General features: G+C 71.8%; 13 protein-coding genes. 4 read left to right on the forward strand and 9 right to left on the reverse strand.

What is annotated here, in order from left to right:
- Positions 1–3: 3 nt before the first annotated feature.
- Entirely contained in the window at positions 4–702 is a 699-nt protein-coding gene (locus tag ACFYNS_RS06775) for a metal-dependent transcriptional regulator (RefSeq protein ID WP_360299006.1), read from the forward strand.
- Positions 703–1,098: 396 nt separating this feature from the next.
- On the opposite strand, the gene ACFYNS_RS06780 is transcribed toward ACFYNS_RS06775, so the two are convergent.
- From ACFYNS_RS06780 to ACFYNS_RS06815, 8 genes are all read right to left on the reverse strand, one after another.
- Positions 1,099–1,320: a hypothetical protein gene (locus ACFYNS_RS06780; RefSeq protein WP_360293558.1), complete on the reverse strand. Its 222-nt coding sequence runs from the start codon at positions 1,318–1,320 to the stop codon at positions 1,099–1,101.
- 10 nt (positions 1,321–1,330) lie between these two features.
- Positions 1,331–1,537, reverse strand: coding sequence for a hypothetical protein (locus tag ACFYNS_RS06785; RefSeq protein ID WP_360293560.1), 207 nt, complete (start codon positions 1,535–1,537; stop codon positions 1,331–1,333).
- Positions 1,538–1,671: 134 nt separating this feature from the next.
- Positions 1,672–2,280 (reverse strand): DUF5947 family protein, encoded by a 609-nt coding sequence (locus ACFYNS_RS06790; RefSeq protein ID WP_360293563.1) that lies wholly within the window; start codon positions 2,278–2,280, stop codon positions 1,672–1,674.
- Positions 2,277–2,822, reverse strand: a complete 546-nt coding sequence (locus tag ACFYNS_RS06795) for a NifU family protein (RefSeq protein ID WP_360293566.1) — start codon at positions 2,820–2,822, stop codon at positions 2,277–2,279. Before ACFYNS_RS06795 ends, ACFYNS_RS06790 begins: the two co-directional genes overlap by 4 nt.
- The gene (locus tag ACFYNS_RS06800) at positions 2,815–4,629 is read right to left on the reverse strand and encodes a nickel-dependent hydrogenase large subunit (protein ID WP_360293569.1); all 1,815 of its coding nucleotides are present in this window, start codon (positions 4,627–4,629) and stop codon (positions 2,815–2,817) included. Before ACFYNS_RS06800 ends, ACFYNS_RS06795 begins: the two co-directional genes overlap by 8 nt.
- Positions 4,630–4,692: 63 nt before the next feature.
- Complete coding sequence (locus ACFYNS_RS06805) at positions 4,693–5,778, reverse strand: hydrogenase expression protein HypE (RefSeq protein ID WP_388601262.1); 1,086 nt, start codon at positions 5,776–5,778, stop codon at positions 4,693–4,695.
- A gap of 148 nt (positions 5,779–5,926) precedes the next feature.
- A complete protein-coding gene (locus ACFYNS_RS06810; protein ID WP_388601264.1) occupies positions 5,927–7,558 on the reverse strand; it encodes a hypothetical protein in 1,632 nt (543 codons plus the stop codon).
- Between the two features lie 224 nt (positions 7,559–7,782).
- A complete protein-coding gene (locus ACFYNS_RS06815) occupies positions 7,783–8,673 on the reverse strand; it encodes a Rieske 2Fe-2S domain-containing protein (protein ID WP_388601440.1) in 891 nt (296 codons plus the stop codon).
- A 736-nt stretch (positions 8,674–9,409) separates the two neighbouring features.
- Between ACFYNS_RS06815 and ACFYNS_RS06820 the strand changes: the two genes are divergently transcribed.
- On the forward strand, positions 9,410–9,766 hold the full coding sequence (locus tag ACFYNS_RS06820; RefSeq protein WP_019353960.1) for a hypothetical protein: 357 nt from the start codon (positions 9,410–9,412) through the stop codon (positions 9,764–9,766).
- 87 nt (positions 9,767–9,853) lie between these two features.
- Here ACFYNS_RS06820 and ACFYNS_RS06825 read toward each other — a convergent pair whose 3' ends face one another.
- Positions 9,854–10,687, reverse strand: a complete 834-nt coding sequence (locus tag ACFYNS_RS06825; RefSeq protein WP_360293581.1) for an SAM-dependent methyltransferase — start codon at positions 10,685–10,687, stop codon at positions 9,854–9,856.
- A gap of 344 nt (positions 10,688–11,031) precedes the next feature.
- Between ACFYNS_RS06825 and efeO the strand changes: the two genes are divergently transcribed.
- Positions 11,032–12,195: an iron uptake system protein EfeO gene (gene efeO, locus ACFYNS_RS06830; RefSeq protein ID WP_388601267.1), complete on the forward strand. Its 1,164-nt coding sequence runs from the start codon at positions 11,032–11,034 to the stop codon at positions 12,193–12,195.
- Between the two features lie 66 nt (positions 12,196–12,261).
- Positions 12,262–13,650, forward strand: coding sequence for an iron uptake transporter deferrochelatase/peroxidase subunit (gene efeB, locus ACFYNS_RS06835; protein WP_388601269.1), 1,389 nt, complete (start codon positions 12,262–12,264; stop codon positions 13,648–13,650).
- Positions 13,651–13,669: the final 19 nt, after the last annotated feature.

Genomic DNA, 13,669 nt, shown 5'->3' on the forward strand with positions numbered 1-13,669 from the left:
CGCGTGTCCCACCTCATCGACACCACCGAGATGTATCTGCGCACCGTTCTGGAGCTCCAGGAGGAAGGAGTCGTCCCGCTCCGCGCCCGCATCGCCGAGCGTCTGGAGCACAGCGGCCCGACGGTCAGCCAGACGGTCGCCCGGATGGAGCGGGACGGCCTGCTGCGCCTCGCCGACGACCGGCACCTCGAACTGACCGCCGAGGGCCGCGCACTGGCCACGCGTGTCATGCGCAAGCACCGGCTCACGGAGTGCCTGCTCTTCGACATGATCGACCTGGAGTGGGAGCAGATCCACGCCGAGGCGTGCCGTTGGGAGCACGTGATGAGCGAGGCCGTCGAACGCCGCCTGCTCGGTCTCCTCCGGCATCCGACGCACTCGCCGTACGGCAACCCGATCCCCGGCCTGTCCGAACTCGGCGCGGAGAGCGCGGCGGAACCGTTCCTCGACGGCACCCTCGTCAGCCTGGGCGACCTGCGGCCCGAGCGGGGCGGCGTGCGCACGACCCTGCGCCGCATCGGGGAGTCGGTGCAGAACGACTCCGGGCTGATGTACACCCTGCGGCACGCGGGGATCCGGCCCGGAGCGGTGGTGAGTGTGACGGCGTCGCCCGACGGTGTCAGCGTCGGCAGCAGCCGGGCCACCACCCGGATCCCGGCATCGAGGGCCAAGTACATCTTCGTGACCAGGCCCGAGCCGTGACGGGGCCCGGGCCCCCAGGTGCGCCAGGATGTGTTCGTCATCCGTGGATCGGTGGTCATGTTCCGAATGTCGCATCGGCGGTGCCGGCCTGGCGTCGACCACTGGACCGATCCGCCTCCCCCTGCCGGGGGAGCACGCTGGAGACTCAGGCATGCCCGCAGAGCGTGACACCTCGGCCGGGCAGAGCCGCGCGGTTCGGGAAGACGGCGCCCGGGCGGGGTCGGCAACCGGCGCAGGTCCTGCCGCTCGGCCGGTGCGCTCCGGACTCGCGGTCCTGTTGCCCGCGGCGGCGCCGGGCCCGGCGGCCGGCGGCCAGGGCACACCGGCGCCACCGGGCACAGCACCGCCGCGCGGCTCGGGGCCCGGTCCGCGGAGCGGGCCACCGCGGCGGCCCGTTCACTGCGGCGGCCGGGCTCCGGAGGTGAAGCCGATCATGCGCCAGATCCGGACTTCGCGCACCAGGCCCGGGAACTCGCGGACCAGCATCACCAGGACGACGGCTCCGAGGACCGCGGCCTGGCCGAGCAGTACCCGCTTGGCCGCGCACGGGCCCGAGCGGGACCGCCGGCCGCGCGCGGAGGCGCACCGTGATGTCTGGGACGTGGGACGTCGCTGCATGTGCCGCTCCTCAGCCGGGCGAGATGTTGGGCATGATCTTCATGATGGCGTTGTGCTTCTTCCCCTGGATGCCGGTGGACCGCCTCGCGTCCGCGGTGCCGTCCTCGTGGTGACCCGGCTGCCGGTCGCCGGGGCCTTCGTTGCCCTGGCGGATGCCCCGGACGTGGGTGGGGGTGTCGGGTTCGACGTGCGGTTGTCCGACGCGGATACGGCCCATGGCGTCCTCCTTGCCTTCCGTGGTGTCCGGTCCCGGACGGTCCGGTCCCGGGTTGTTGGTCCCGGGGTCGTCCGGCCCGTCTGTCCGGTCCCGGCGCCGCTGTGCGCGGGCCGGGCGCTCGGGGTGTCGACCGGTCACCCCCGCTGTTCGGTCAGCTCGGCGAAGAACCGGTCGATCTCGGGCCACACCCGGCTGCCGCCGCTCAGGCCCCGCCACTCCCGCCGGACGACTGCCACCATCCGGAAGCAGTCGTCGATCGGGACGATCCAGTGCTGCTCCCGGCCCTGGACGGTGTTGACGAGCAGCGCCTCCACGTCGACGGCCAGATCTTCCAGCGCGGGGCAGCTTGCGACGGCCCCGCGCCACGCCTCGGGATCGAGTTCCCACTGGGTCGCCCCCGCGGGACTGGGGTAGTGCGCGCGTACGCTCCCGTCCGCGCGGGGGACGAAGAAGGCCAGGCCGACCGGGACGCCGAGCTGCGCGGTCGGTACCGGCTCCAGCCGGGTGCGCCGGTGCGGGATCAGCCGGTAGTGCCCCTCGCTGGCGGCTTCCCGGACGAAGAGCACCGAGCAGGGCCGGCAGGCGCACAGCACCTGCTCCGCGTCGGTGTCCAGCAGGTGCCGGTGGTCGCCGGGGGCGGGGGCGCCGCACAGGTCGCAGCGCTCCGCGTCCGGCCGGACGGCCGGCCCGGTGGCCGGGTCCGGCGCGTCGCGGATGACACGGGCGAGCGCTCCGGAGGTCATGCCGTCCCCGCGGCGGGTGCGGCGGCGGGCAGCAGGGTCTCCAGCGGTACGAATGCGGATGCCGGTTCGTCCGGTACCCGACGGACGTCCAGGAGTTCGGGCGCGGCGGCCAGCAGCGCGTCGCGTACGGCTTCCTCGACGCCGGACGCGGAGCCGCCGCACCCCTTGGTGGTGAGCCGGACGGCGGCGACGCCCTCGTCGATGCCCACCAGTTCGAGGGTGGTACCGCGCTGGCGCAGTGCTTTCGCGGCGTGCTCGACGGCGGCGGCGACGCGCTGTTCGACGGGGTCGGGGTGGAGCCCGTGCAGCACCAGGAGGTGGCCGAGGAGCGGGTCGCCCGTCAGCCGTTCGACCAGTTCGGGATCGGCGAGGTCGCGGACCCGGGCCAGCGCCTCGCCGTAGATCTCGGTGAGTCCGCGCACGGCGGCGAGGGCGGCGTCGGCGGCCGGCCCGGCGACCGTCTCCACGCGTTCGAGGAGTTCGTCCAGGTGCGCCAACCGCTGTTCGACGTCTTCGTCGGTCAGCCGGAGGGTGTCAGCCATGGCCGGCTCCGGTCCCGTTGCCCGCGCCGAACATCGGCGAGTGCGTCTGCTGGAGTTCCTTACCCTTGCCGAGGTACATGTGGACGCCGCAGGGCAGGCAGGGGTCGAAGCTGCGGACGGTGCGCATGATGTCGATGCCCTTGAAGTCGTCCGGGCCGTTCTCCTCGAAGATCGGCTGGCCCTGCACCGCGTCCTCGTAGGGGCCGGGGTTGCCGTAGATGTCCCGGGGGCTGGCGTTCCAGGGGGTGGGCGGATAGGGGTGGTAGTTGGCGATCTTCTTGTCCTTGATCACCAGGTGGTGGGAGAGGACGCCGCGCACCGCCTCGTGGAATCCGCAGCCGATCCCCTCCTCCGGCAGCTCGTAGTCGTTGAAGATCTTGGTGTCGCCGGCCCGCACCAGGTCCAGCGCCTGCTCCGCGAACTGCAGCGCCATGGCCGCCGAGTAGGCGACGAAGTAGGGGCGGGCCCGGTCGCGCTCAAGGGTGTTGGACCACTTCGGGATCTCCCACTCGAAGGTCATCTCGGGCAGCTTCTCGCTCTTGGGCAGCGAGATGCGCACGCTGCGCCCGGTCGCCTTGATGTACGGCGTCTCCACCAGCCCGTTGAGTGCCGTGGACCAGAGCCTTGCCAGCGGACCGCCGCCGGTGTCCAGCGGCAGATGCTGCCCGCTGGCGCTGTCGTACCAGCGGGGGCTCATCACCCAGCTGTAGTTGCCCTCGAAGTCCCGCTTCTGCGGCGCGGGGACGGTCGTCTGGTTCCACGGGTGGCGCATGTCGACGGGGTTGCCGAGCGGGTCGCGGGTGACGAACGGTTCCTCGTTGACCCAGTCCTCGTAGTACGAGCTGCCGAGCAGGATCCGCATGCCCAGGTTGATGTCGACGAGGTTGTTGGTGACCAGTTCCCCGTCGACGATGATGCCGGGGGTGACGAACATCTTCTTGCCCCAGGCGTTCATGTTCTCGTAGCGATAGTCGCATGCCTGGTGGTCCTGCCAGGCGCCCCAGCAGCCGAGCATGATCCGGCGCCGGCCGACCTCCTCGTAGCCGGGCAGCGCCTCGTAGAAGAAGTCGAAGACGTCGTCGTTCATGCTGACGGACTTCTTGACGAAGTCGAGGGTGCGCATCAGGCGGGAGAGGTAATCGGTGAAGGTGGTGGGCGAGGGCATCGTCCCCACCCCGCCCGGATACAGCGTGGAGGGGTGCACATGGCGCCCCTCCATGAGGCAGAACATCTCCCGGGTGATCCGGCTGACCTGCAGCGCCTCCTTGTACACGGCGCCTTCGAAGGGGTTGAAGGCGCGCATGAGGTCGGCGATGGTGCGGTAGCCGTGGACGTGGGCGTGGGGCGCCTCGGTCCGCTCGGCCTTGGCCAGCACACCGGGGTTGGTGGCCTTGACCATGGCCTCGCAGAAGTCCACGAAGACCAGGTTGTCCTGGAAGAGGGTGTGGTCGAAGAGGTATTCCGCGGCCTCGCCGAGGTTGGTGATGTGCTCGGCCAGCGGCGGGGGTTTGACGCCGTAGGCCATCTGCTGTGCGTAGTTGGAGCAGGTGGTGTGGTTGTCGCCGCAGATTCCGCAGATGCGGCTGGTGATGAATCCGGCATCCCGCGGGTCCTTGCCCCGCATGAACACCGAGTAGCCCCGGAACAGCGACGAGGTGCTGCGGCACTCGGTCACCTCGCGGTTGGCGAAGTCGACCTTCGTGTAGATGCCGAGGTTGCCGATGATCCGGGTGATCGGGTCCCAGGACATGTCCACGACCTGCGGGGTCTTGCGCCCCGCAGCGGCCCGGTCAGCGGTTGCCGTCATATCAGTCCTTACCTGGTCACCGGGCCGGGGCCCGTCGCGGTCTGTCTGCTGCCGTGCAGGGGGTCAGGCGCGCCAGTGCGGGTCGTACCCACTGGTCAGCGCCGGTTCGTTGTGGCGCCACTTGGGCTCCTGGTTCACGGCGAAGTTGGTGATGCCGCGCATCCGCCGGATGAACGCGCCGTAGGGCCGGATCAGGGTCGCGGAGAGGCTGCCGCCGGTGGGTTCGTCCATGAACGGCATGAAGGCGTCCGGGAAGCCCGGCATGGTGCAGCCGATGCAGATACCGCCCACGTTCGGGCAGCCGCCGATCCCCGCCATCCAGCCGCGCTTGGGGACGTTGCAGTTCACCACCGGGCCCCAGCAGCCCACCTTGACCTGGCACTTGGGCGAGTTGTAGTCCTTGGCGAAGTCGCCCTGTTCGTAGTATGCGGCCCGGTCGCAGCCCTCGTGCACGGTCTTGCCGAACAGCCACTGGGGCCGCAGCTTGTCGTCCAGCGGAGGCGGCGGTGCGGCGCCGGCCGCGTGGTAGAGCACCCAGGTCAGGGTCTCCATGAAGTTCTCCGGCTGGATGGGGCAGCCCGGCAGGTTCACGATCGGCAGCCCGGCCTGCGAGGTGTAGTCCCAGCCGAGGTAGTCGGCCAGTCCCATGGAGCCGGTGGGGTTGCCCGCCATCGCGTGGATGCCGCCGTAGGTGGCGCAGGTGCCGACCGCCATCACGGCCCAGGCGTGCGGGGTGAGGTGGTCGAGCCACCAGTTGAGGGTGAGTGGCTCGCCGGTGTCCTCGTCGTTGCCGAACGAGGTCCAGTAGCCGTCGCCCTCGATGATGTTCTGGTTGGGGATCGACCCCTCGATGACGAGGATGAACGGGTTCTGCGACGCGCCGCGCGCCGCGGCCCGGAAGGGAGCGAGGAACTCCTCGCCGCCGAGGGTGGGCGAGAGCACCTTGTTGTAGAGGTTGATCTTGGGGAGCCCGGGGATGAGGCCCTGGACGACGTCCTCGATGGCGGGCTGGTCCGCCGCCGTCATCGACACCGTGTCGCCGTCGCAGCTCATGCCCTCCGAGATCCACAGGATGTCGATCTCGTCGATGCCGCCGCGCCCGTCGGCGGGGTCCTCGCTCGTGTGCCTGGTGCCGCTCGCTGTGGTCATCTCCTCGGCCTCCCTTGCAACCGGTCCCGCATACGGTCGTGGACGGTGGCCGCCGGCGGCGGCCCGGGACGTGCGGGCCCGGCGGCGCGGTGGCCGCCGGAGCGCCGGTCAGCGCCCGCGTGGTCGTGCTCGGGCACGTGGACGGGGTTCATCCGGCCTCTGCCCCGGGCGGCGACCCGGTCGGCGGCCGCGCCTCCTGATGGCTCTCGCTCAGCGGCCGCACCTCGTCCGGACGGAAGTAGTGGTAGCGGCCGTACCAGTCGTGCAGTTCCGCGGCCGGATCGTCGTCCAGCGTGACGGCGAGGTGGACGCTGCCGTCCACGTCGTGGAAGACGGCCGCGACGTGTGCGGTGCGGTCCGCCAGGAACATGTCGTGCGCGTCGGCGCCCCGGCGGCGCGGGCGCAGCCGGACCCGGTTCCCGCTCCGTACCGGCACGCCGTCGACCAGGACGCTGTCCGTGGTCGGCGACACTCCCTCGTCCCCGCCCTCCTGCCACCAGGCCACCGGCCCGGGAGGCACCGCGGCGGGGCCGGGTGCGGCGGGCTCCAGCGAGCGGATGGCGCCGTGCAGCCCCGCGAGGACCTCTTCGGGCATGTTCTCGACCTGGTCGAGGATGGCGGCGGCGCGCGGGTCGGTGGCCCGCGCCTCCCGTTTCTCCTCGTCGGTCAGCAAGAAGGTGCGCAGCGAGAGGATCTCGTCGATCTCCGCGGCGTCGTGCAGGTCGCCGGGGCTCTCCGGGGCGATCCGGGGGTGGTCGTCGAGCAGGATCGGCGAGGAGAACATCACCGACCGCGCGCGCTCGTCCCCGGCGAGCACCGGGAAGGTGAACTCGTTGCGGCAGTCGGCTACGTGGGGCCGGGCCCGGGCGGACGGGTCGATCAGGGAGTGGAACTCCAGGCCGTCGCCGCCGAGCAGCGTGTGGGTGGCGAGCAGCGCGCTGCGCAGCGCCTCCTCGCGCGGTGCCGAGGCGGGGACGGTGCCGTCGGTGTTCTCGGTGCGGACGGTCAGCCGCAGCGGTCCGGCCGGTCCGCCGGGCCGTTCGGCCCGCAGGGTGGTGCGGGCCCGTACCGGAAGGCGGCGGCGTTCGGTGCGGGCCGCCGGACCGGTGCGGGTGGCGAGCCGGGCCGTGTCCGTGCCACCGGGGGCGCCGACCGGGTAGGAGCGCTGACCGGCCAGCAGGTCGGCGACGGGCACTTCGATGTCGGCCTCGCGCGGTACCGCCTCCTCGAAGGAGAGGTGCAGTTCGCCGTCCACGTCCAGGGCTTCGACCGGCTCCCAGGCGCCGTCCGCGCCGGTGCGTCGCTGCACGCTCTTGTACTGGGCCTGGAGGTAGCGCACCCGGACGCGGAGGACGGCGTCCGGCGCCGCGTCGCAGAGGCAGTGGGTCTGCTGGTACCAGGACTCGGCGGCTCCGGAGACGCCTGGCTGTCCGCTGCTGTGCACCTCGGCCCAGGCACGCGGGGCGAGGACGCCGAACTGCCAGCGCACCCGGTTCTTCGGGGAGCTGCGGCGGTACGGATAGAGCAGGTATCCCTCGTAGCAGATGGCGTCCGCGACGGCGCGTACCTGCGCGAAGCCGTCACCGGAGCCGTCCCCCGAGCTTTTGCCGCAGCCCGCGCCGGGGCCCGCTGAGCGGCCCCCGCCGGAGGCGTTCCGGCCGATGTCCGGGGGAACGGGCAGACAGGCGTCCGCGGGCGTGCCGGTGCCGGTTTCCGCGGCTGTGTCAGCGTCTGCGGGCGGCGTAGGAGTACCGCACGTCGTCTGCGCCGGATCGTCCACCCTCGCGCCTCCCGGTCCACCGGCGCCCCACGGCGCCCTTGCCCACACCGACGTCTATATTTGCACCATTTATTCTGCTTGGCGCATTTTGCTGCTCCCGGTGTGGCGTGCGAGGCGCCCGGACGGCCACCGAGGTACGGCCACGCAGGCACGGGCGGGCGGCGCCGCCTCGTCCGTCGTGTCACCCGCACGGGGGTGGGCCTTCCGAGGTACAGGGAGGGGAATCACGGCTGTCGGAGGCGGACTTCCAGCACCCCGTCGTCCCCCACCCGCGTCTCGAAACCGGGCTGGGGCGCGGTGGCCGGGCCGCCGACGTTCCAGCCGTCGGAGAGCCGGAAGGTGCTGCCGTGCCAGGGGCAGGTCACACACCCGTCGGCCACCGTTCCCTCCGACAGCGGTCCGGACTCGTGGCTGCACCGGTTCGCCAGCACCCGCACCGCACCGGAGTGCTCGCGGTGTACCAGCAGCTCGACCTCGCCCAGCGAGGCACTCGCCGACTGTCCGACGGGGAAGGCGTCCACCTTCCCCACCCGGTGCCAGCCCGGCCCCACCAGGTAGGGCACCGGTTCGGCCTTGTTGGCTCCCGCCGCCTGCCGGTAGGCCAGGTGGCCGCCGATCATGGCACCGGCACCGGCAGCGGTCAGCCCGCCGAAGCCCAGCAGCCGCCCCTTGCACTCCCGGCCGCGCAGCCGTGCCACGAGCGAGGCCGTGTACAGACCCAGGGCCGCGCTGGTGGCCAGCCCGTGCACCAGACCGGTGCGGAGCTGCGGCTGATGCAACCGGGCCCAGTCGGCGGCGCCCGTGGCCGCGGCCGGGAGCGCGGTGAGCACCCCGACGCCGACCAGCACCCGGGCAGCGCGGCGGGTGCCGGGCAGCAGGTCCAGCAGTCCGGCCGACATCCACGCGCCCATCGGAAGCTGCACCAGCGCCGGGTGCAGCGGATGTCCCAACCACCGGCCGTGCAGTACATCCCGCGCCCGGCTGCTCAGCGGCAGCTTCCGGACGGCAGCCCGGAGCGGGCCGACCGCCGGATCGAGGACGCGGAGCCTGCCCAGCGCGTCGAGCGGCGCGGCGAGAGGCAGCCGCCCCGGCCCGTTCTCGACCGCACGGAGCAGGCGGGGGCGCTGTCGGGTTCCCTTGCTGAACACCTCGGACGACATACCGCTCCGGTTGCCGCCCCCGCCTGCGCGCAAAACAGTCCGCGCCGTGCACCACCCGGTCGGCCGCCGGTCCGGCACCGTCCGGTCGCCCCCGTGCCGCTGGACGGCCGAGCGGATGGCGGTCGGCGTGGCCAGAGCCCGACAGTACGGCCGGTGACCGTCACCGGCGGCGCGGCCGGGGTCCGGGTACCGGCGGCACCCGACGGCGCCCATGGCGGCTCGGCACGCAGCGCGGACACGGCACGGCGGGCCTGTGCGGCAGCCGGGGCGACGCGGGCGAGCGGGATGCGCCATGACGGAACGCAAGCCGCCCGGACGGGGCGACGCGGGCGAGCGGCGGAGCGGCTCAGTCGCGGACGGAGGGGCGGCCGCGGAGGGCGGACTCCGCCGGTACCAGGCGCGGACGACCGGCGGCACGGGCGGGCGGGCGGGTGCGGGCATTCGCGATCCCGAACCCCGCCGCGTGCCCAGGACCGGCGCCCGGCAGCGGCTCCCCCGGCCCCGGGAGGGAGCCGTGCGGCAGCGGCCCGTACCGGCTTCCCGGAGGGAGGGCTCAACTGACGTGCGGGACGGACCGGTTCACCCCGGCGGCCACCTGCGTACCGCTGCGCGTCCGTCCCACCCGGAAGCATCGCGCACCAATTCGGCCGTCTCGCTGACGGCTCCATCCCCCCTCGCTACTGTGAACGGCATGGACCACAGGGACGCCGACCCCGCTGATGCCTGGCCGCTCCCTCCCGTGTGGATGTGGGGGTGCGAGAAGTGCACCGAGCTGTACAAGGCGATGAAGCACGCCCTCGACGTGACCAACGCGGCGCGCGAGGAGTACGGGCCGACATTCGACTGCGACCCGTTCGACACCGTCCTCACCAGCCAGATCCGCCTGGCGGAACATCTGGCGACCGAGCACACGGACGACATCCCCGCCTCGTACCCGGAGTGCGCCAAGTGCACCTCTCCGGAGATGGTCCATCTGCCGCACCGCTTCGTGCTGGAGCACCGCGCCCGCCATCTGTTCGCGCCGCCGAGCGTCGTCGACCTGCTGTGAGGCCCGGTCCGGGAGCGGATGCCCGCTCCCGGACATGCGGGTACGGCTCCGGTGGCCGCAGCGGACGGCGCCCGCGCGGCCCCGCCCCTACTCCGTCGGCTTGAGCCCCACAGCCGCCCAGCAGCCGACCTCCTCGGGGCTGATCGACCCCACCGGGCGGCGGATGCCGTCCAGTCTGTCGACCAGCTCCGGGTGCCAGTCGCAGGTGGCGACGATGCCCGGCTCGACGAGCGAGAAGTCGTTCGCGGAGAAGAACTCGCGTACCGCTTCCTTGTCCCGGAACCGCAGGGTGATGCCCTGCGTCCGGTAGATCTCCAACACCTTGCGGAGGGTGATGTCGAGTTCGTCGGTGCCGTGCGAGAGGATCAGGGCGCTGCCGGGAGCGAGCCTGTCCACGAGCGTGCGGACGATCCCGTGCGGGTCGTCCTCGTCGGCGATGAAGTGGAGCAGCGCGACGAGCGAGAGGGCGACCGGCTGGTCGAAGTCCAGCGTGGCGTTCGCGTGGTCGAGGATGCGCTTGGGGTCACGCGCGTCGGCTTCGATGTAGTCCGTGGCACCCTCGGGTGTGCCGTTCATCAGGGCGCGGGCGTAGGTGAGGACGATGGGGTCGTTGTCGGCGTAGACGACGCGGCATCCCGGGGCCTCCTGCTGGGCGACCTGGTGCAGGTTGGGGGCGCTGGGGATGCCGGTGCCGATGTCCAGGAACTGCCGGATGCCCTGTTCGCGCGCCAGGTATCGGACGGCACGGTGCATGAACTCGCGGTTCTCGCGGGCCGCCGTCAGAGCGTTCGGGAACGCGGCCACCGACTGCGCCGCGGCCTCCCGGTCCGGACCGTAGTTGGTCTTGCCCCCGAGAAAATAGTCGTACATCCGGGCCGAATGGGCCTTGGCTCCGGTCGTCTCGGGCATCTGGTGGCTCATGGGCGGCGGCTCCAGGACAGGGTGTGGTGGCGGACGTCGGCCTGCTGACGTGCGGCCCGATCGGACAACTACTGTCGTACAGACGGGGTTTGAAATCCAGAGAGCCTCCATGACGAGGTGATCACGGAAGACCGCCGGAGCCTTCCGACCGACCTCGGCGGACCCGGCCGGCTCCGCGAGCCGCACCCGGGACGGGGCGAGACCGGGGACGGGGGCGCGCGGCCGGGACAGTGAGCCCGGTCACCGGAGGCTTCGCTCGCTGGACCCTGGGGTAAGGTCCGGCTAAGTTAGGCCCGCCTCACCTTGGAGGCCCGCTCGCACCACTCGTCCCCGCTGGAGTCCGTATGCGTCCCGTCCGTCTCTGTGCCGTCAGTGCTGCCCTGGCCGCGATATCCGTCGCCGCCGTCAGCGGGTGCGCCGAGAAGGCGGACACCGGTGGCGAGGGCGCCATCGAGGTGACCGCCACCGACGACTCCTGCGAGGTCTCCCGCAAGACCTTCCCCGCCGGGCATGTCCAGCTCGCGGTGGAGAACAAGGGCTCCAAGGTCACCGAGGTCTACGTCCTGTACCCGGACGGCCGGATCGTCACCGAGCGGGAGAACATCGGCGCGGGCACGAAGGCCAAGATCACCGCCGAGGTCAAGGCGGGCGACTACGAGATCGCGTGCAAGCCCGGCATGAAGGGCAACGGCATCCGGCAGAAGGTCGAGGCGACCGGCGGCGGCAAGTCCGCCAAGCGCGACCCGAAGCTCGACGCGGCCGTCTCCGCCTACCGGGACTACGTCCTGGAGCAGGCGGAGCTGACGCTGCCCAAGGCCGAGAAGTTCGCGGAAGCCGTCAAGGCCGGCGAACTGGAGAAGGCGAAGAAGCTCTACGCGCCCTCCCGCATCGGCTGGGAACGTACCGAGCCGGTGGCGGAGTCCTTCGGCACCCTCGACCCCAAGGTCGACCTGCGCGAGGACGGCCTGGAGGACGGGCAGGACCCGGAGAAGGACTGGACGGGCTGGCACCGCCTGGAGAAGTCGCTGTGGAAGAACGAGAAGATCACCGCGACCGACAAGAAGCTGGCCGACCAGCTCGCCAAGGACCTCACCAGCTGGCAGAAGAAGGTCGGCAAGGCCGAGATCACCCCCACCTCCATGGCCAACGGCGCCAAGGAGCTCCTCGACGAGGTCGCCACCGGCAAGGTCACCGGTGAGGAGGAGCGCTACAGCCACACCGACCTGGTCGACTTCAAGGCCAACGTGGAGGGCGCCCACAAGTCCTACGAGCTGCTCGAGCCGGTCGCGAAGAAGAACGACGCCGCCCTGGTCAAGGAGTTGGACACGCAGTTCGCTGCACTCGACGAGCTGCTGGACAAGTACCGCGAGGACGACGGCAAGGACGCGGACGAGTACGCGTTCACCTCGTACGACAAGGTCGGCAAGGACGAGCGCAAGAAGCTCTCGGACGGCGTGAACGCGCTGGCGGAGCCGCTCTCGAAGCTGGCCGCTGCCGTCGTCGAGTAACCACGAGCAACCGGGCCACCGGCCCGCCGGCGGCAACCGGACGGTGGAAGCACGAGGAGCGCGACCGTGACAGCGGAAGAAGACAGCAACAGCACCGGGCGGTTCCCGGAGGCGGACAGCCGGGACGTTCCGGAGCCGGCCGCCCGGCAGGAGGCGGAACCGGCCGCCGGGCCGGACCCGGAGGCGCGCCCGCAGGACGACGCGCGTGCCGAAGCCGACCGCACCCGGTCCTCCGTCGGGCGGCGCGCGCTGCTGGGCTGGGGCGGCGCCGGGCTGGCCCTGGGCGCCGTGGCAGCCGGCGGAACGGCCACCGCGCTGCACAACGACGAGGCAGACGCCGATCCCGCCTCTGCCGGGCAGGCGGTGCCCTTCCACGGCACCCACCAGGCCGGGATCTCCACCGCCGTGCCCGACCGGCTGCACTTCGCCGCCTTCGACGTGACGACCGAGGACCGGGACGAGCTGATCCAGCTCCTCAAGGACTGGACGACGGCAGCCGCCCGGATGACGGCGGGCCACGCGGTCGGTGACGGCGCGTTCGGTCCGGTTCCCGAGTCGCCGCCGGACGACACGGGCGAGGCGTCGGGACTCAAGCCCTCCCGGCTGACCCTGACCGTCGGCTTCGGCCCCTCCCTCTTCGACAAGGACCGGTTCGGGCTGGCGGAACAGCGCCCCGAGGCGCTCGTCGAGCTGCCCGCCTTCCCCGGCGACAAGCTGGAGAAAGCGCGCAGCGGCGGCGACCTGTGTGTCCAGGCGTGTGCGGACGACCCGCAGGTGGCGGTGCACGCGATCCGCAACCTGGCCCGTATCGCCTTCGGCAAGGCCGCCATCCGCTGGTCGCAGCTCGGGTTCGGCAAGACCTCCTCCACCACGCCGGACGCGCAGACCCCGCGCAACATGTTCGGCTTCAAGGACGGCACCCGGAACGTCTCGGGCAGCGACGAGAAGGCGCTGGACGAGCACGTCTGGGTGGCGGAGAAGGACGGCCCGGCGTGGCTGGCCGGCGGCTCCTACCTGGTGGCCCGGCGGATCCGGATGCACATCGAGACCTGGGACCGCACCTCGCTCAAGGAGCAGGAGGAGATCTTCGGCCGGGACAAGCGCGAGGGCGCGCCAGTCGGCAAGGCAAAGGAGCACGACGAGCCGTTCCTCAAGGCGATGCTGCCCACCTCGCACGTCCGCCTCGCACACCCCGACGCGCACAACGGGGCCCGCATCCTGCGCCGCGGCTACTCCTTCACCGACGGCACGGACGGACTCGGGCGGCTGGACGCGGGGCTGTTCTTCCTTGCCTACCAGCGGGACGTGCGCCGCGGCTTCATCCCGATCCAGCGCAGCCTGGCGCGGCACGACGCGCTCAACGAGTACATCCAGCACGTCGGCTCGGCCCTCTTCGCCGTCCCACCGGGCGTCCGCGGCAAGGACGACTGGTGGGGACGCGAGCTGTTCTCGTGAGCTGTTCTGAACAGGCGAT

The organism is Streptomyces sp. NPDC006925 (genome assembly GCF_042869575.1).
Lineage (GTDB): Bacteria > Actinomycetota > Actinomycetes > Streptomycetales > Streptomycetaceae > Streptomyces.